This window comes from Aquimarina mycalae (assembly GCF_029906345.1).
In the GTDB taxonomy this organism is placed as follows: domain Bacteria; phylum Bacteroidota; class Bacteroidia; order Flavobacteriales; family Flavobacteriaceae; genus Aquimarina.
Window position 1 is genome coordinate 458,841 of the sequence record NZ_JARYGY010000001.1, and the last position, 17,477, is coordinate 476,317.

At 32.1% G+C, this 17,477-nt stretch carries 19 protein-coding genes; 3 read left to right on the plus strand and 16 right to left on the minus strand.

Features of this window, described 5'->3' with window-relative positions; genetic code table 11:
* Positions 1–119 precede the first annotated feature (119 nt).
* The 7 genes from QBK95_RS01925 to QBK95_RS01955 all read right to left on the minus strand — a co-directional run bounded on the left by QBK95_RS01925 (position 120) and on the right by QBK95_RS01955 (position 5,948).
* Positions 120–881 carry a hypothetical protein gene (locus QBK95_RS01925; RefSeq protein ID WP_280929965.1) on the minus strand — a complete coding sequence of 254 codons (762 nt, stop codon included), beginning with the start codon at positions 879–881 and terminating at the stop codon, positions 120–122.
* Positions 878–1,642, minus strand: a complete 765-nt coding sequence (locus QBK95_RS01930; protein ID WP_280929967.1) for a YARHG domain-containing protein — start codon at positions 1,640–1,642, stop codon at positions 878–880. The genes QBK95_RS01925 and QBK95_RS01930 overlap by 4 nt, the downstream gene beginning before the upstream one ends.
* 111 nt (positions 1,643–1,753) lie before the next feature.
* Positions 1,754–2,170: a nuclear transport factor 2 family protein gene (locus QBK95_RS01935; protein WP_280929968.1), complete on the minus strand. Its 417-nt coding sequence runs from the start codon at positions 2,168–2,170 to the stop codon at positions 1,754–1,756.
* Positions 2,171–2,724: 554 nt separating this feature from the next.
* Positions 2,725–3,231, minus strand: coding sequence for a ferritin (locus QBK95_RS01940; RefSeq protein WP_280929970.1), 507 nt, complete (start codon positions 3,229–3,231; stop codon positions 2,725–2,727).
* Positions 3,232–3,376: 145 nt separating this feature from the next.
* Positions 3,377–3,883, minus strand: coding sequence for a cupin domain-containing protein (locus QBK95_RS01945; protein WP_280929972.1), 507 nt, complete (start codon positions 3,881–3,883; stop codon positions 3,377–3,379).
* 79 nt (positions 3,884–3,962) lie between these two features.
* The gene (gene sucC / locus QBK95_RS01950; RefSeq protein WP_280929975.1) at positions 3,963–5,156 is read right to left on the minus strand and encodes an ADP-forming succinate--CoA ligase subunit beta; all 1,194 of its coding nucleotides are present in this window, start codon (positions 5,154–5,156) and stop codon (positions 3,963–3,965) included.
* A gap of 156 nt (positions 5,157–5,312) precedes the next feature.
* Positions 5,313–5,948 carry an LON peptidase substrate-binding domain-containing protein gene (locus QBK95_RS01955; RefSeq protein WP_280929977.1) on the minus strand — a complete coding sequence of 212 codons (636 nt, stop codon included), beginning with the start codon at positions 5,946–5,948 and terminating at the stop codon, positions 5,313–5,315.
* A gap of 182 nt (positions 5,949–6,130) precedes the next feature.
* On the opposite strand from QBK95_RS01955, the gene lysA reads away from it, so the two are divergent.
* Positions 6,131–7,363: a diaminopimelate decarboxylase gene (gene lysA, locus QBK95_RS01960; protein ID WP_280929980.1), complete on the plus strand. Its 1,233-nt coding sequence runs from the start codon at positions 6,131–6,133 to the stop codon at positions 7,361–7,363.
* Between the two features lie 98 nt (positions 7,364–7,461).
* Positions 7,462–7,974, plus strand: coding sequence for an SRPBCC family protein (locus QBK95_RS01965; protein ID WP_280929983.1), 513 nt, complete (start codon positions 7,462–7,464; stop codon positions 7,972–7,974).
* Between the two features lie 2 nt (positions 7,975–7,976).
* Here the strand turns inward: QBK95_RS01965 and QBK95_RS01970 are convergent, their stop codons facing one another.
* The 4 genes from QBK95_RS01970 to guaA form a co-directional block, all read right to left on the minus strand.
* Complete coding sequence (locus QBK95_RS01970) at positions 7,977–8,201, minus strand: DUF3820 family protein (protein ID WP_280929984.1); 225 nt, start codon at positions 8,199–8,201, stop codon at positions 7,977–7,979.
* Between the two features lie 17 nt (positions 8,202–8,218).
* Positions 8,219–8,758, minus strand: coding sequence for a DUF922 domain-containing protein (locus QBK95_RS01975; RefSeq protein WP_280929986.1), 540 nt, complete (start codon positions 8,756–8,758; stop codon positions 8,219–8,221).
* 348 nt (positions 8,759–9,106) lie between these two features.
* Positions 9,107–11,275 carry a PBP1 and LysM peptidoglycan-binding domain-containing protein gene (locus QBK95_RS01980; protein WP_280929988.1) on the minus strand — a complete coding sequence of 723 codons (2,169 nt, stop codon included), beginning with the start codon at positions 11,273–11,275 and terminating at the stop codon, positions 9,107–9,109.
* Between the two features lie 55 nt (positions 11,276–11,330).
* Positions 11,331–12,863, minus strand: a complete 1,533-nt coding sequence (guaA, locus tag QBK95_RS01985; RefSeq protein ID WP_280929990.1) for a glutamine-hydrolyzing GMP synthase — start codon at positions 12,861–12,863, stop codon at positions 11,331–11,333.
* Positions 12,864–12,997: 134 nt separating this feature from the next.
* On the opposite strand from guaA, the gene QBK95_RS01990 reads away from it, so the two are divergent.
* Positions 12,998–13,777 (plus strand): alpha/beta fold hydrolase, encoded by a 780-nt coding sequence (locus QBK95_RS01990; protein WP_280929992.1) that lies wholly within the window; start codon positions 12,998–13,000, stop codon positions 13,775–13,777.
* Positions 13,778–13,859: 82 nt separating this feature from the next.
* Here the strand turns inward: QBK95_RS01990 and QBK95_RS01995 are convergent, their stop codons facing one another.
* From QBK95_RS01995 to QBK95_RS02015, 5 genes are all read right to left on the minus strand, one after another.
* Positions 13,860–14,870 (minus strand): ThuA domain-containing protein, encoded by a 1,011-nt coding sequence (locus QBK95_RS01995; protein WP_280929994.1) that lies wholly within the window; start codon positions 14,868–14,870, stop codon positions 13,860–13,862.
* Between the two features lie 229 nt (positions 14,871–15,099).
* Positions 15,100–15,426 (minus strand): hypothetical protein, encoded by a 327-nt coding sequence (locus QBK95_RS02000; protein WP_280929996.1) that lies wholly within the window; start codon positions 15,424–15,426, stop codon positions 15,100–15,102.
* Positions 15,423–15,989 (minus strand): RNA polymerase sigma factor, encoded by a 567-nt coding sequence (locus QBK95_RS02005; protein ID WP_280929998.1) that lies wholly within the window; start codon positions 15,987–15,989, stop codon positions 15,423–15,425. Before QBK95_RS02005 ends, QBK95_RS02000 begins: the two co-directional genes overlap by 4 nt.
* Positions 15,979–16,308, minus strand: a complete 330-nt coding sequence (locus QBK95_RS02010; protein ID WP_280930000.1) for a hypothetical protein — start codon at positions 16,306–16,308, stop codon at positions 15,979–15,981. The genes QBK95_RS02005 and QBK95_RS02010 overlap by 11 nt, the downstream gene beginning before the upstream one ends.
* Before the next feature lie 9 nt (positions 16,309–16,317).
* A complete protein-coding gene (locus tag QBK95_RS02015) occupies positions 16,318–17,430 on the minus strand; it encodes a serine hydrolase domain-containing protein (protein ID WP_280930002.1) in 1,113 nt (370 codons plus the stop codon).
* Positions 17,431–17,477 lie beyond the last annotated feature (47 nt).

Here is a 17,477-nt window from a genome sequence, read left to right on the forward strand (position 1 = left end):
TATTGCTAATAAAAATCAATTAACACCCTGAAAAAAGGGTATTTTTCAAAAAGCTGTATAATTTGAAGTAAGATTATATCACGTGACTAAAAAAGCTTAATAATAAGATACAGAAAAATTTAAAAACCAGTAGTAAATAAGTTCCTTGCACCTCTAATGCCACATTTTTGATATTTATGATATGATTGCGCTGCTCTTTCGTCAATCTGATCTCCTGATTCTTTAGCAATCCAACCATCAATTGCTGCTTTTAGTGTATATGCTTCTGGTGCCATTAGATGTGTTGTCCAGAGTATGGGGTTTGCTTTTGCTTTTTTTATTTCTGGAGAAAAATAACTTTTACTATAACATGCTAGGATTATAACATCTCTTGTTGTGGTTACGGACTCGTTATACAGGATATTTACATCAAAATCCATTAAACCATCATGTCCGACAAATGCCAATAAATCTGATCCTCCACCAAAATGTAAGGTCTTATTTTCTTCTTTTATTTGAAAAGGTTGCTGACCATTAGATGATTTCAAAAAATCCTGAATACATTCTTTAATCTTAGCTCCGTCATAAGCCTCTGCTAACATATATACATCTTTAGTGGCATGCTTAAAAAGTAACCGTTCTAAGATATCAGAATCATCAGAAGGTATTGTGCGGATAAGTTGCCAGTCTCTTGTTTTAACTTTAAAAAAGTTTTTAACGCCATATCCTGCTCCCCAATACAAATTATGTTTAGGATCTTGACCATTACCTATCTTCTCTGGTACTGGGACAATTCCTTGATTAACATTATCACATAGCGCTACGAATACATGGATGTTTTTGGTCTGACCAAAAGACGCTTTCAAAAAAAGTATTAAAATAACACTACAAATAATTCTCATTGTTTTATACTTAAAATTAACTCTATATTTTTTCTTTCTATAGTAGATAATTTATTCACTGCATCTCCAGTTGTGGGAATATACCATGATTTTGACTCGAAGTAATCTTGCCATTTTTTGGTTTTAAACATATATCCATGTGAGGCAAAAATTTCGTTCTTAATAATTGCCAGCTCTTCTTCGGTTTTACCATCTAATTCTGTTATAGAAAACATCCTATGAGAAAATATAAAATTTTCACGCTCTGATGCCTTTCTATCTATATAAGGCTTAGAAAATGTCCCATCTTCTTTTATAGGTTGAAACTCCAGCCATATTTTTTTGCCAATTTGTTTTCCATCACCTTGACAATCTAATTTCTCCCTCGTTTCTTTAAATACAAGAAGGTCTTTTGATATAAAAACAGATGCTCTGGTATCGTCAAAAGAGCAATCCGCCATGGCACGTTCAAAATCTATTTTGTCAATACGTTTTCCATCAACGGTAAACGAGGTTAAGGTTGATTGTTCACAAACTCCTTCAGCATTACAATCAAAACGTGTGGAAAGTAGTACATACCTATCTGTTTTAATTATAATACCATTGGTTAATAATTCATTAGCTCTCTCAGAAGATGTAAACTCAAAATATTTTAACGCTACATCCTCTGGTATTACTTTTTTAGACTCAGCAAATAACTCAACCAAGCTTTCAAATTCGCTCTCCTGAGCATATCCTATTGATGTAAAAAAAACATTTAATATTACTATATATCGCATCATACATGGTCTAATTATAGGCACAAGTAGAGTTTTGTATTGAAACAAAAGGGCTGGAAAGCACAAATCTAAAAAACTTTTTTAGAAATCGTGAAAGCTAATATAGGGTTTGTATTACTTTTTATCATGCATTTTTCGATAGAAAATCTTATTCACAATCTTCCATTCATTATCAATTTTCAGCAAATTCATGTGATCTATAAAGGTAAATGTTGGATATTCTATTTCTAAAACTGCACTGGCAGCGTGCCCAGAAATATTAATATTTGCAATTTTAGTTTTTCTATTTTGCTTAGGACCTGGTTTCATTATTTTTCCGAAAAACTCGATAGCATTAACTTCCTGATATCCATTATTAATATATTTCATGGTAGCTGTTTTGTGAAATGCCTTTTTAAGGGTTTCGAAATCATTGTTGGTTCCTCCTTCTAGATAATAGTTTACAGTTTGTTCTACCAGCTTACGATCTGATTCTTGTGCTTGGATAACCGATATAGTCATCACTAAAAATAATGTTAGGAAATGTTTCATGATTGATGATTTTAGATTATAATATTTTAGAAGGTCAGGTAAGGAAAGAGATTTCCAATACACTGGATAATCAAAACACTAATCTATAAAATCATTTTTGTATTCTATCCCAATAAAATCTTAATCCATTACAAATTATTCGCTTTCAACAAAATAACGATAACACATGAAGAAGAACTTGGCACGGACATCATCTAATATTTAGATAAATAAAAACGAGTGCACAAAAGGTACACTCGTTTGTTTGTTTAGTTCGATAAAGTATACTATTATAATAATAGCTATTTATAAATTGAAAAGACTAAAGCTTAGGGCATCTTTTACAATTAGTTTTACCTTTCTTTTTATATTTCTTACAACATTTTTTCTTTTTTCCTCCACAGCTGATTTCACAATTCATTGAAGAGCAAGGAGAATATAAAGATGGCATTTCTGAACTTCGCACTTGTATTTAATTTTTATTAAATCTAAATAAAGCGCAAAAATATAAAAAAAAGATTCTCAACCAAAGAATCTTTTAATTTTATGCAGTAACTTATTAACAATCAGTTACACTACTCTGCATCTGATGTAACCGCTTGGAGCGTATTGATATCTCTATCAAATAAATAATGACCAGATTTATCATCTCCAATGATCTTTAATTTATCTAATAATGTTCTTGCTGTAGCTTCTTCTTCCAGTTGTTCTGAAACATACCATTGCATAAAATTATGTACATTATAATCTTTATGTTCTAAGCATTGAAAAATAACATTATTAATCTGAGCTGTAACAAATTCCTCACTTTCAAGAAATATCTCAAACAACTCTCTCAATGATTTAAAATCATCTCTAGGTTTATCAATTGCGGGAATTACAGCCTTTCCGTTTCTTTCATTAATAAACTTAACCAATTTGGTCATATGCACACGCTCTTCTTCTGATTGTGTGTAAAAAAACTCGGCGATCCCATTATATCCATTTACATCAGCCCAACATGCCATCGAAAGGTATTCTGCGGATGCTTTGGCTTCATACTTTATTTGGTCATTTAAAGATTTTTCTATCTCAGGTATCATAACATTTTTAATTTCATTTCTATAAACTAAAGTACATAATTTAAAATAGTTTCAATAGTTTTTACAAGTGTTTTCAATTAATTTAAAATCAGACTATTTTAAACAATACTTTGTACTAAGATCTATCTAGTACAATGTTCTTACATCAGATCCGCGTGTATTCGGAAATTACCGTAGCATGTGCAGGAAACTCACTTGTCAAAATATGTTGTTCAGCTAATTCAAAATCTTCAAAATCGAAACCTGGCGATACCGTACAACCTACAAAAGAATACCCTTTCTCATCTTTCACACTAGATGCAAACCAACAACCTGCAGGAACAACTAATTGAGGTGATTCTCCTTTTTCCAGATTCATTCCGACTGCATGTCTTGTATATATGCCATCTGGAGAAATTACATGAACATACAGTGAACTTCCTTCATAAAAATGCCAGATTTCGTCTTGTTTTATTCTATGGAAAGCTGAGAAATTCTCTGATGTAAGTAGAAAATAAATTGCTGTACAATAATTACGTTCTCCAGAGAAGTTTTCTTGTAAAGCATCTTTCGGAATGACACCATCGCTCCTATATGTTTCTTTATAAAAACCACCTTCTGGATGTGGTGACATTTTCAATTTTGTAACTATTTTTTGTACTTTCTTTTCCATATCACTAATCTTTAGACAAAAAAAGAAGCGACCTATGGAATCAGGTCGCTTCAAAATACTTTATAAATTTATTTAGATATTATGCTAATACTGCTTGCACTTTATCCGCAGCTTCCTGAAACTGTACTGCACTTTGTACATCCAATCCACTATTATCTATTAAATCTTTTGCTATATCTGCATTCGTACCTTGTAAACGTACAATTATAGGCACGTTAATAGCATCACCCATATTTTTATATGCATCTACTACACCTTGAGCAACTCGATCACAACGAACGATTCCTCCAAATATATTAATCAGTATCGCCTTAACATTAGGATCTTTCAGAATAATTCTGAACGCTTCTTCTACTCGTTTAGCATCTGCAGTTCCTCCAACATCAAGGAAATTAGCAGGTTCTCCACCAGCTTGCTTGATCAAATCCATAGTAGCCATTGCAAGACCAGCTCCATTTACCATACATCCAACATTACCGTCTAGATCAACATAATTAAGTCCTACTTCATTTGCTTCAACTTCAATTGGATTTTCTTCACGAATATCTCGCATATCCACATAGTTTTTATGACGGTATAATGCGTTATCATCTATCGTAACCTTGGCATCTACAGCCATAATTTTATCATCACTAGTTTTTAAAACTGGATTGATTTCGAACAAAGAAGAATCTGATTTTACATATGCTGTATATAAAGCCATAACGAACTTAGTCATCTCCTTAAAAGCAGTACCACTCAATCCTAAATTAAACGCTACACGTCTAGCCTGAAATGGTAATAAACCTACAGCAGGATCTACTTCTTCTGTAAATATTAAGTGTGGTGTTTCTTCTGCAACAGTTTCAATATCCATACCTCCTTCTGTAGAGTACATAATCATATTACGTCCAGTAGTACGATTAAGCAACACAGACATATAAAATTCGTCTGGTTCACTATCTCCAGGATAATACACATCTTCTGCTACTAAAACCTGGTGTACTTTTTTTCCTTCTGCTGATGTCTGCGGAGTGATCAAATTCATTCCGATGATTTGTCCTGCTATATCTTCAACCTCTTGAAGGTTTTTTGCAAGTTTTACTCCACCACCTTTTCCTCGACCACCTGCATGTACTTGTGCTTTGATGACATGCCATCCAGTACCTGTCTCTGCAGTTAGTTGTTTTGCAGCAGCAACTGCTTCTTTAGCATTTTGTGCAACAATACCTCGCTGGATACGCACACCAAAGCTGTTTAATATCTCTTTACCCTGATATTCGTGTAAGTTCATAGTCTTATTTTTTGCCTTTTGAATAGGAGTCCCAAAAATAGGAAAAGTGAAGTTACTGTGCCAATCTTTTATGGTAAAAAAAATACTATTCAAATAGCCGTTAAATTATCTAAATAACAGCCCTGTAAAATATCCGAAAAACTAATAATTAGTCCTTTACATTTTAAAATCCTCAAAATCCAAAGGGTCAAAGTTTTTAAAATGCCCGTTCATTTTAATAACCTCTTTAGCACGATTCATTTCTCTGACAACAGGAATTGTAATTTTAAGATGACCGATAAGATAATTAAGCCGTTCTAATTCGCTTCTTAATTTAAGCAAATGATATTCCTGATGAAGTGCCAATCCTACCTTATGCGCAACCTGATAACTTATAAATGGAATGTCAAAAATCGGTGGTTTATCAATGGTTAATTCAATATATAAAATTGCAATATTCTTTAATAACTCTTCCTGAAGTTCTTCTACTCCATTTTCGGTATCTTCGAGATATTCAACCTCTCCTCCTGCATAAAGTTTTCCTGGAAGTTCCTGCTGAAAGCTTTTAATTCTAAATACTCTTTTTCCAATGCAAACAACATCACTTTCGCCATCTGGATACCGTTTTTTTACTTTTTGTAAGGTAACTTCGGTACCATAATCCAATTTTTTATCTATATAAGTAGGCACACCAAACGAGATTCCATCGTTTTCACAATCCGTAATCAACTGCTGGTATCTCTTTTCAAAGATATGCAAAGGTAATCGCTCACCAGGATATACTACTAATGGTAAGGGAAAGAGTGCTAACATTTTTTATTTTAAAAATACTAAATATAATGACGACTATCTGTATCATCACAGTTCAAAAAAAGAAAATTAGTTATTTGAGGCTTATTTTTTTTAGGTTTACATAATTTTATACTAATTACGCGGCGCTTAGATGTAATCAACCGTAAAAAATGGTAATTTCGTAAGCTTAATTTTAGTTAAAAATGGAAAACGCAAATTTATTAGCAATCGCAAAAGAGTTTGGGAGTCCAGTATATGTGTATGACTCCTCAAAAATTGTTTCACAGTATGAACGTTTAACTAACGCTTTTAAACAGGTAAAACAAGTAAAACTTAACTATGCAGTCAAGGCATTGTCTAATCTTGCAATTCTAAAACTAATGAATTCATTAGGAGCTGGATTAGACACTGTATCGATACAAGAGGTAGAACTAGGATTATTGGCTGGTGTGAAGCCAGAAAACATAATTTTTACACCTAATGGAGTTTCTTTAGAAGAAATCGAACAGGTTTCAGAAAAGGGAGTACAAATAAATATCGACAACCTTTCTATTCTAGAACAATTTGGAACAAAACATCCTAATATCCCTGTCTGTATAAGGATCAACCCGCACGTAATGGCTGGAGGAAATAGTAAAATTTCTGTAGGTCATATTGATAGTAAATTTGGTATTTCTATTCATCAAATACCGCATATCCTGCGAATTGTAGAAAATACTGGAATGAACATCAATGGTATTCATATGCATACGGGTAGTGATATTTTAGATATTGATGTGTTTTTATATGCGAGTGAAATATTATTCGAAACTGCGAAAAATTTTAAAAATTTAGATTTTATAGATTTCGGAAGTGGTTTTAAGGTTCCATATAAAGAGGGAGATATCGAAACCAATATAGAAGAGTTTGGTAAAAAGCTTACCAAACGTTTTAATACTTTTTGCAAAGAATATGGTAAAGAACTAACGCTTGGTTTTGAGCCAGGAAAATTCTTAGTCAGTGAAGCTGGTTATTTTCTAGCAAAAGTTAATGTAGTAAAACAAACTACCTCTACTGTTTTTGCAGGAATTGATAGTGGTTTTAATCATTTGATAAGACCTATGTTTTATAATTCTCATCATGAAATTGTAAATATCTCTAATCCAAAAGGAAGAGAACGTTTTTATTCTATCGTTGGATATATCTGTGAAACGGATACGTTTGCTACAAATAGAAGAATTTTAGAAATTACTGAAGGAGATATTATAGCGTTTAAAAATGCTGGTGCCTATTGTTATTCTATGGCTAGTAATTATAATTCTCGTTTCCGTCCAGCAGAAGTGCTTTGGCATAACAATAAAGCACATCTAATTCGTAAACGTGAAACTATGGAAGATATCACCAAAAATCAGATTGACGTGGATATATTTACTGAAATTCCAGTTTCTATCTCTTAAAAAAACTTAAAGTTCAATATTTTACGAATGCGTTAGAATTCTTTCTAACGCATTTTTTTTATTTTTAATATACTCTTGAACTTTTAAAACTTCTACTCATGGAAAAATTACAATGGAATTCCTTTACAAAGAAAATATACATCCACACTTCATCTGAGAAATTATATAATCTATGGGCCACACAACAAGGAATCACTTCTTGGTTTCTTAAAGAGGCGGATTATGTATACGCAACTGATAAAAAAAGAAAGAACAATGAACACATTCAAAAAGGAGATGTATACACTTGGCAATGGCATAATTGGGATGAAAAAGAAAAAGGAAAAGTCCTTGAAGCTAATGGACGTGATTACATTGAAATGGAATTTGGTGGTTGTAAAGTTTCAATTAAACTAGAAGAGAAACAAGATATTACCATCGTAATATTAACTCAATTTGAAATTCCTGAAGACGATGATAGTAAACTAAAATTACATTATGGTTGTAGTAATGGATGGACGTTTTGGCTCACAAATTTAAAAGCCTTTATCGAGCATGGAATCTTATTAAATGAAAAAGAAATTGACTTAAGAGGAAACGAACTTGCAGGGTATCAATTTGTAAATATGTAAAATTATAATTTTCGAATATTTCTAATTAAATACTCAAGACCATTTAACTTTAACTCGTACACTGTTTGCAATTGTTGTCCAAGAGTACCTTTAGGGAATCCTTTATTATGATACCAAACAATATAATATTCTGGTAAGTCTATTAGATATCTGTCTTTATATTTACCAAAAGGCATTTTGGTATTTGCAAGTTTAATCAAGAAATCCTTTTGGGGTTGTAATTGCATAAAAAAACGGTATACGTTTATTTGGCATAGTCTCTATAATACCACATCAAATTCTTAACTTTTTTCTCCCATTTTTTCTGACTTCCTTTATTTTTAGAATGATCAGTTTCTATATCGTACTGTTCTTGCATATTAATTCTCATACGCTCTACTCTCTTGTACAATTTATTGAGATCTTTACGGACATTCTTAGCAGGTATGGGTTTATACTCTTTAAGTTTTTTGCGCATGATTCTAGCGTGCAATTCTGAAATATCAAAATGCAGCTGTTCATGTAGTAGTAAATATTTGGTAGATTGTCCTTTTTTGACCCATGACAATGATGGATAACAAAAGCTATCTACTTCATATTTTAATTCAATTCTTCCGTAATCTTTGCTTATAGACCATTGATAAGTTATACCTGTATTGACGCTAGCGTCAAAATTACTGTTCGATTTAGGTTCCCCTCTAAAATCCGACCAATCTAACTTACTCTTTTCTGCATAAGAAAAACGCTCTACATACCCATGATTAGCAAAAACTAAAACTAAGAGAATAGTAAAAAATTTACCCATAATTGCAATAATTATGCCCGGCTAAAAGTTGTTTATTTTGTATTTTGGATGCATTACTCAATACGGGGCGAGTATCGATAATCGCTACCAAAATATGCTTATTCATAACTAGACATATAATTTAATATCTAGTGCAACAGCAACATCATTTTCAACATTAAATGACTCATCGCTATCATTATCAAATTGTATATCAATTTTCATACCACGACTTTAAAATAAGTCAATAGTGCAAATAAACTGAAAAATATTCCTACAATACTAATGAAAACAAAACAATTCAGATTCTAAAAATAAAAAAAAACATATTAAAATCCGCTGTAATATTAATTATTGATTAAATAATTTTTATTCTATTACAGTAAGCTTTAGGTCATCATCAAATTTAATGATATAAGAGGCTTTATTATAATAACCTCCTAAAAGTTTTTTAGCGTAATTAAATTTGTTTTCCACGTATTCCGTTGTTCCTTCAAAAGTTGCAGCATGGTACAAGTCATCTGCTGTACCAAGTCTCATCAAAATATCATAAGTAATATCAAAACCTCTAACTGCGTAGGTACTTGGAATAGTGCCATATTCCTTTTTATACCTTTTAACAAAGGGAGTCATATTATTCTCATCATAATTATCATATTCCTTACCTATAGAAGGATAATGTAAATGCAAATTTGATAAATATTCATTCTTAATATTATCATCATCAAATGCATCATCCTTATCTGTTGTAAACAAAGTAATCTGATGACTTTCTGCTTTTGCATTAAGTAATGGTGTTACATTACTTATTAATGCAACATCATCAGATTCTAGAAAAACCCAATTAGGTTTATCTTTTGCTAAAACTTTATTTAAATGCACTTCGTATAAATAATTACCTTCTTCCAATCTTGGTATTTTAGCATTTGGAAATTTAGCAATTAACTTATTCTTTATTTCTTCGTGTTTCTTTTTCCCTTGCTGCACAATAATAATGATATTCTTATCTGTAGAATCATTAGCTACATAATTTATCAATTTATCCTGAAGCATTACATCTGTCGGTATAGTTTGAAAAAAATTACTATATAATTTAGATTCTTTATTTGACAAAGGAGAAAGCACTGGTGTTTCATACTTTTTAAGCTCTGCAGCGGCAGCCTCTACATTACTTTGATAAAGAGGTCCTATAACAACATCCATTTCATCAAAATTATTTTGATTGATAAGCTGTTTTATATAATTGGCATTATTATTTTTTTGTGTATCAAACACAGATAAATCAATACTTACTCCTCTGGTTTTAGCAGAATCTACAGCCATCTGAACACCTTTATAAAAATCCAAAGCAACTCTTATTCCTCGCGCTTTTCTACTCTTAATATATTCCTCTGTTTCTTGTCGTGAGTCTGGATTTAATGTATCTAACCCAAAAGGAAGCATTATTGCTAGTTTCTTCGTTTTGAAATTAGACAACATATTATCAAGTTTCACATATTTACTCTCTGGAAAATTAATCGCCAAAGAATCAATAGCTTCTGTTTTAGGAAGCGTAATCACCATACCAGCCTTAAGTCCTTCTCTTAAATATGGGTTCATTTTAAACAAAGAATCAGACGATATTTCTGTTCGCTTAAGAATACTGTATATAGTCTCTTTTGGCTGTACTTCGTACAATTCAAATTCTGGTTCTATAATTTCTTCGAGAGGAACAAAAATGGTTGTAGGTACAATTATTTCCATACCAATCGGAAAATTAGGATCCATATTCGGATTTAACTGATCCAATTCACCTACTGTAATTCCATGCCTCCTTGAAATACTATATTTAGTTTCTTTAGGCTTAACAATATACTTCGTTGTGGTAGAGATTCTGCCTCCAAGAGTATCTACAGGAACAATAGTTTCTGTTTCCTCAACCGCTACTTCTTCAAATACAGGAATTCTAATTCTATCACGTTTCCTAATTTCTTCAGAGTACAATCTTTTATTATGTTTCTTTATATCATCAACAGTAATATCGTATTTCTGAGCAATACCATATAACGTTTCTTTTCGTTTTACTTTGTGTGTTTTAAAACGAACAATTTTGCGAATCTCTTCTAATGGCTTTATACTATCCAATATCGGGTCACTCACATTTTCTGTTGGGGTATTTGCAGTATCACTTTTTTCTATTTGAGCAACACGTAGTATTTGACCAAGATTAATACCATTAACAGCTTCGGGATTTAGAATATATATTGCTTCTGGAGTAGTATTATACTTTTTAGAAATATTATATACTGTATCACCTTCTTCTACGACATGAGTTTGGAATTCCTGATCATCAATTACTGGAATAGCAAGAATTTGTCCTTCTTGTATACCTTCTTTGGCGTTAGGATTTATTTTATAAATTGCTTCTGGAGTGGTATTATAGCGTTTAGCAATTCTATACACATTTTCTCCTTTAGCAACCTTATGACTTTTATACTGCTGAGCAAAACCAATACTGGTAATGAAAAGCACAAAAAAGAACAACAATACTTTTTTCATTCGTTTAAATTTTAATAGATCTATTATAAAAACAGAGCTGTTAGGTCTTAGCAAATTATTCCCACTCGATAGTTGCAGGCGGTTTAGAACTTATGTCATACACTACTCTATTAACGCCTTTTACCTTATTTATTATTTCATTCGAGGTTTTTTGTAAGAATTCATAAGGAAGATTTACCCAATCTGCTGTCATTCCATCTGTACTTTCTACAGCTCTTAACGCTACACACTTCTCATAGGTTCTCTCATCCCCCATTACTCCTACACTTTGCACTGGCAATAAAATTGCTCCTGCTTGCCATACTTTATTATAAAGATCATTTTCCTTTAATCCATTAATAAATATAGCGTCAACTTCTTGCAAAATACTAACTTTTTCTGAAGTTATATCTCCTAATATACGAATTGCAAGTCCAGGCCCTGGAAAAGGATGTCTTCCTAGCAATTCTGGATCGATCCCCATAGATGCACCAACTCTTCTTACTTCGTCTTTAAACAACATTTTTAATGGTTCCACCACATTTAATTTCATAAAATCAGGTAATCCTCCAACATTATGATGTGATTTAATGGTAGCTGATGGACCACCATTAACAGATACTGATTCAATCACATCTGGATATATAGTACCTTGAGCTAACCATTTGGCATCTTCTATTTGATTAGCTTCATCATCAAATACCTCAATAAATACTCGTCCTATTATTTTACGTTTCCCTTCTGGATCACTTTCTCCTGCAAGCGCATCCAAAAAGCGTGCCGAAGCATCAACTCCTTTTACATTAAGTCCCATTCCTTCGTACTGATTTAGTACTGAAGAAAACTCATTTTTACGAAGTAATCCGTTGTTCACAAAAATACAGTGTAGATTACTTCCAATTGCTTTATGAAGTAAAACTGCAGCTACAGTAGAATCTACTCCTCCACTCAATCCAAGTACAACTTTATCATTTCCTATTTTCTCCTTTAACTCTGCAACTGTAGTATCCACAAATGAGTTCGGTGTCCAATCAGGTTCGATACCAGCAATATTAATTAGAAAATTATCTAATAATTGTTTCCCATCTGTAGAATGGTATACTTCTGGATGAAATTGGATTGCGTAGGTATCTTCATTCTCAATCTTATATGCTGCATTAGCTACATCACCTGTACTTGCCAATAACACACCTCCTTCTGGCAATGTTTTTATAGTATCACTATGACTCATCCATACCTGTGAACCTACAGATATCTTTTTAAAAAATTGTTCATCTGATTTTATAAAAGAAAGATTTGCTCTTCCATACTCTCTAGTATTAGATGGCGCAACTTCTCCTCCACTAAAATGTGCTAAATACTGAGCCCCATAACACACCGCCAATAATGGTTTTTCACCTCTGATTTCTGATAAATCTGGATGTGGTGCATCTTCACCTCTTACAGAGAATGGAGAGCCTGATAATACAACTGCTTTAAAATCTGATAAATTACCTGGTAATTTATTGAAAGGATGGATTTCACAATAAATATTTAACTCTCTTACTCTTCTTGCAATTAGTTGAGTATACTGTGATCCAAAATCTAAAATGAGTACGTTATTTTGCATAGGCAAAAATAAAATTAAATTACAACCTCTGAAATCCTTACTGATATAATTTTCAACTTAGTTGATTATTTTACAAACACCCTGTCAATTGTCCTAAAAAATAACGACTTACTTAGTATATTTAAAGAAAAACTATGAAATGTTCAATTTTAAGCTATCTATTTTGTTGCTGTATCCTCATTTCAATTGTTTCTTGTAAGAGTGGTCTAGACACTAGAGGATCTTCTGACTATAAGAGTAGTATCAACTCAGACTCTTTTACATCCATACCCTTAACTCCTGGAAATATAATTAGTACGATTAAGGTTGAAGATAATGAATCAGAGTGGAAATACGATTTAACTATTCCGAAAATTAAGGAAGGATCAAAAGTTCCATTATTTATTGTTCTTCATGGAGGTGTTGGAAGTAAAAACTACACAAAATTTAGTGATTGCCTTGTTGTTCCTGGTCTTAAAGATGCTGGAGGTTTTATTTTTAGTCCTTCTGGAGCTTGGCGCACATGGACTTTAGATCATTTAGAAAAACGAATACTCGATTTTATTGATCTTGCAAAAAAACATTGGCCAATCGATCCCAATAAAGTTGTTTTAGTTGGATATAGTAATGGAGCATTGGCAGGATGGCAATATGCCAAAGATTACCCAAATGTTTTCTCTGCCATGATATTAATGGGTTCTAATTGTAAAGTAGATGAAAAATTAGATGTACCTATTTATGTCATTCAAGGAACTAAGGATCGATTCTTTCCTATTAAAAAAGCTAGAAAACGTATTGCTGAAGCAAAAAAATTAGGTTGCGACATCACTTTCATAGAAGCCGAAGGAAACACACACATTAAGGCATGTGAATATAAAGAAATACTAAAAACAAGTATTCCTTGGATGGAAAACAAAGTTTGGAAAACCAAATAGCATACTTATTTAAAGAAGTATGTTTTTAATTTATTTCTCTAAAGTTTTTGTAAATAAACAATGGTTATAGAACTCTTACCGACTAGTTCTTAATAAATTTAAAACTACTTTTTTGCCTTCCTGAAATAAGTTGTCCTATATACAATCCTTGTGATAAGTTTCCGACATTAATATCTACGGTTGCTATCGCAGAAGGAATTTCTTCCTTATATACTAACTGTCCATTGATATCATAAATTTGCAAGGTTTTGTTTTTAACTGTATTCGAAGTATCAAATGTAAAAATATCCTTTACTGGATTTGATGTGATCTGAAAAGGTATTTCTTCCTCAGGACCTCCCACACTTAATGTATTACCAATAACATATTTGATACCTTCTTCTATATGCTTTATAAAATCAGCATTACCTGTATAATCACTAGAATTATGTCCCAACGCAGTATAAAACGAGCGTCCTCCTCCATATTCTTTATACCATGAAATAGGTCTGGCCTCATCATAATCATTAGATCCAGTTGATTCTACCATTAATAAATTAATATTACCATTAAATAACTGTCCTCCGTTATTCTTCCAATAATAATATTCTTCGGACTTGTTCCAGGTAGCACCCAGAAAATCAACTGAAGGATGAGAATTTACCACGGTCATATCTGCATTAAAATTGTTACTCGTATGATTAGGTCCTGATTGCACAATCCCACCAACCAGATCGTTGTAAAAGCTCCAACTATTATCCCGATACGTATCTGTAGCCGCATGTATCCCTAAAAAACCTCCTCCAGCAGCGATAAAATCCTCAAAAGCTTGTTGTTGTGAAGTATTCAATAAGTTATTACCACTAGTATTACACCATATTACTGCACTATATTGTGCCAGATTACCCGCAGTAAAATCATTAGCATCATCGGTTTGATCTGTTGTCCACAGTCCATTGGAGTTCCCTAAATTGGTAATCATAGTAACACCAGCTCCTATTGAACCATGAGTAAATCCGTTAGTTTTAGTAAATACTAGTACTTTATCCTGAGCAAATAGTGTAGTAAACAAAAAGGATAGTGATAAGGTAATTAAGAGGGTTTGTGTTTTCATGACGTTAAGAGTTTGTTACATCATAACGTGTGTAATTACCATAAAATTATACATTCTAAATAAGCTTATCTTGTAATGTATGAAATGTACGCTCTTTATAAACACAAAATATAAATAATAGCTTCTGCTAAGAGTTTACCTAAAAAACCTAAAGTATTATATCATTATTTACCCAGACAGCTCTCTATAATTCCTTAAAAAAAGTGTCAACAAAATTGATTTCTGATTTTTAATCTGTAAGATTTTCATTCAATTTTATAACCTGATTAATAAAATATAGAAAAACCAACGTAATCATTACAAATATTGGAGTTTTATTAACCTCTCCCAACAAGTTTAAAAAACTACTATCGGTACTTAAGAACTTATAAAGAAAAAAGGTTATAGTCAATACTAATGATGAGCAAACAATCAAAACAGGTTTAAAAGACCACCAAAAAGAAATCTTTTCTACCTTTTGATCTTTCTCAATGGTATCCATTAGTTTATTAATAAAATCATCAGAAGTCTCTATGGCACTTTTACCCATGATTTTTTTCAGTTCTTCTTCTTTCATAACAAATGTTTTAAATCGTTTCCTAGCAATTGTTTTAATTGAAAATATAAGTTTTCTCTACCTCTATGTAAGTCAACTTTAATTTTTGACGTTGAAAAGCCAGTAACATCTTCAATTTCTTTAATTCTTAATTCACTGAGATAAAAAAGACGTAACAATAATGATTCATCTGGTTTTAATTTTTCTAAGGCGAGATGAATATATTTTTTTTGATCAGCCTCATTCAACTTATTTTTATCCACAGTAGGAATGTTAAATGCATCGATTACTGGTGTTGTATTCTTTTTTTGTTTTTTAAGTTCATTATAACTCGTGTTAACAACAATTCTATACAACCAAGTCGAAAACGAAGCGTTAAATTTAAATGTATTAAGCTTATGAAACACCTTAACAAATACATCTTGCAATACGTCTTCTGCCAGTATTTTATCTTTTAAAATAGAAGACGCAAGAGAAAGTGATACGTCCTTATATGCATAGACAAGTTGTCTAAAAGCGTTCGTATCACCTTCTTTGATCTTACGTATTAATTCGTAATCCCGTTCTTTTGGATTATTCTTCAAGTCGTTTTCTTATAAAATGAGCAACTACTAGTCCCATTGCGCCAAAGATTAAAATAGTTCCCCAAACTAGCAGATCCATTGTGTCTTCTAATAAGTCCATAGTTGTAAATATGGATGACACCAATAGCCCTACTCCCAAACCAAACACTATGCATCCTATATCTAAGTATTTGAATTTATGATTTTTTGATTCTAGATACACACCTTTCTCAATCATTGCTTTCTTTATGAGGTATGTATATCGTGCTATGATAAATACCATAAGTAACACTGCTATAAACATTGTAGCAATTGCTAAAAACTCGTTTAAATTTTTCATATTTTTTCTTTAAAAATGTTCTCCGATAAGTTGTTCTATACTATTTAATAAAGGAAATAAATTATTTGAATTCCCAAACATTACAAAGCCATATTCTTGCTCAGGAATGAACATGGCATATGCCTGAAAATCCTGATTGTTTCCAGTGTGTAAATGCATTAACCCGTTAGATGTTGGTTTTTGAGCAAAACCAAGCCCCCATCCTGTTTGACCTGTTTCTTTTAACAATTCACTATCCGATTTAAAATGATTATGCTCCTTAAGCATTTCATCTCGAGTAGATTTTTTAATATTTTTGGGATTCATCATCTCTATCAGAAACATGGCATAATCTTGTGCATCAGAATGTAAACTAAAGCCTGGTCCCACTCTTTTATACTTATTGATTTCTTGGGTCATTTTACCATCAATATGTCCTCTAGCCACATCTTTATCATACTTCGTATTCCAAGTATAAAGGCTTCTATTCATACCTATAGGATGTGCTGCTTCCTTTATAAAAAGCGAGTCTAATTTTGGTCCCCAACCTATACCTAGTTTCCTTCCGAAAGCGGCTCCCAAGTGCTGATATGCCTCTCCAGAATACGAAAAATCTGTTCCTGGTTCGAATGCAATAGTTATAGGCTTTCCTCGAACCCAGTTTGGTATTCCAGATCCATGAGATAATATAATTCTTGGTGTTAATGTCTTATATGCTGTTAAAGACTCTGGAGCAATGACACCTTCTGTAAACATAGATTTCAGATATGGATAAATCGATTTATCTAAATCTAATGCTCCTTTTTCCACCATTTTCATTAAAAAATATGCAAATAGTGGCTTAGAAAGTGATGCTCCTTCAAAAATAGTTTGCTTATCTACTGGTTTCTTAGTTTCTGTATTTGCTATCCCAAATGTTTTATGATAAACTATATCATTTTTGTTTACAATGGCAATAGAAATTCCAGGTATTTTAATTGAATCCATCGCTTTTTGAATATACTGATTCAACACAGACGCCTCAATCTTCCTGCCATCAGGAGTTCGTATGAAATTGTTTTTGGACTGTCCAAAAGACACGGTATACATTATGATAAAAGATAGCATTGTTGCTACTTTTACTGTTCGTTTTAATTGATTCATTTTATCGGATTTTGAATGTGAGTAAAATATATTATTGCGAATTCACA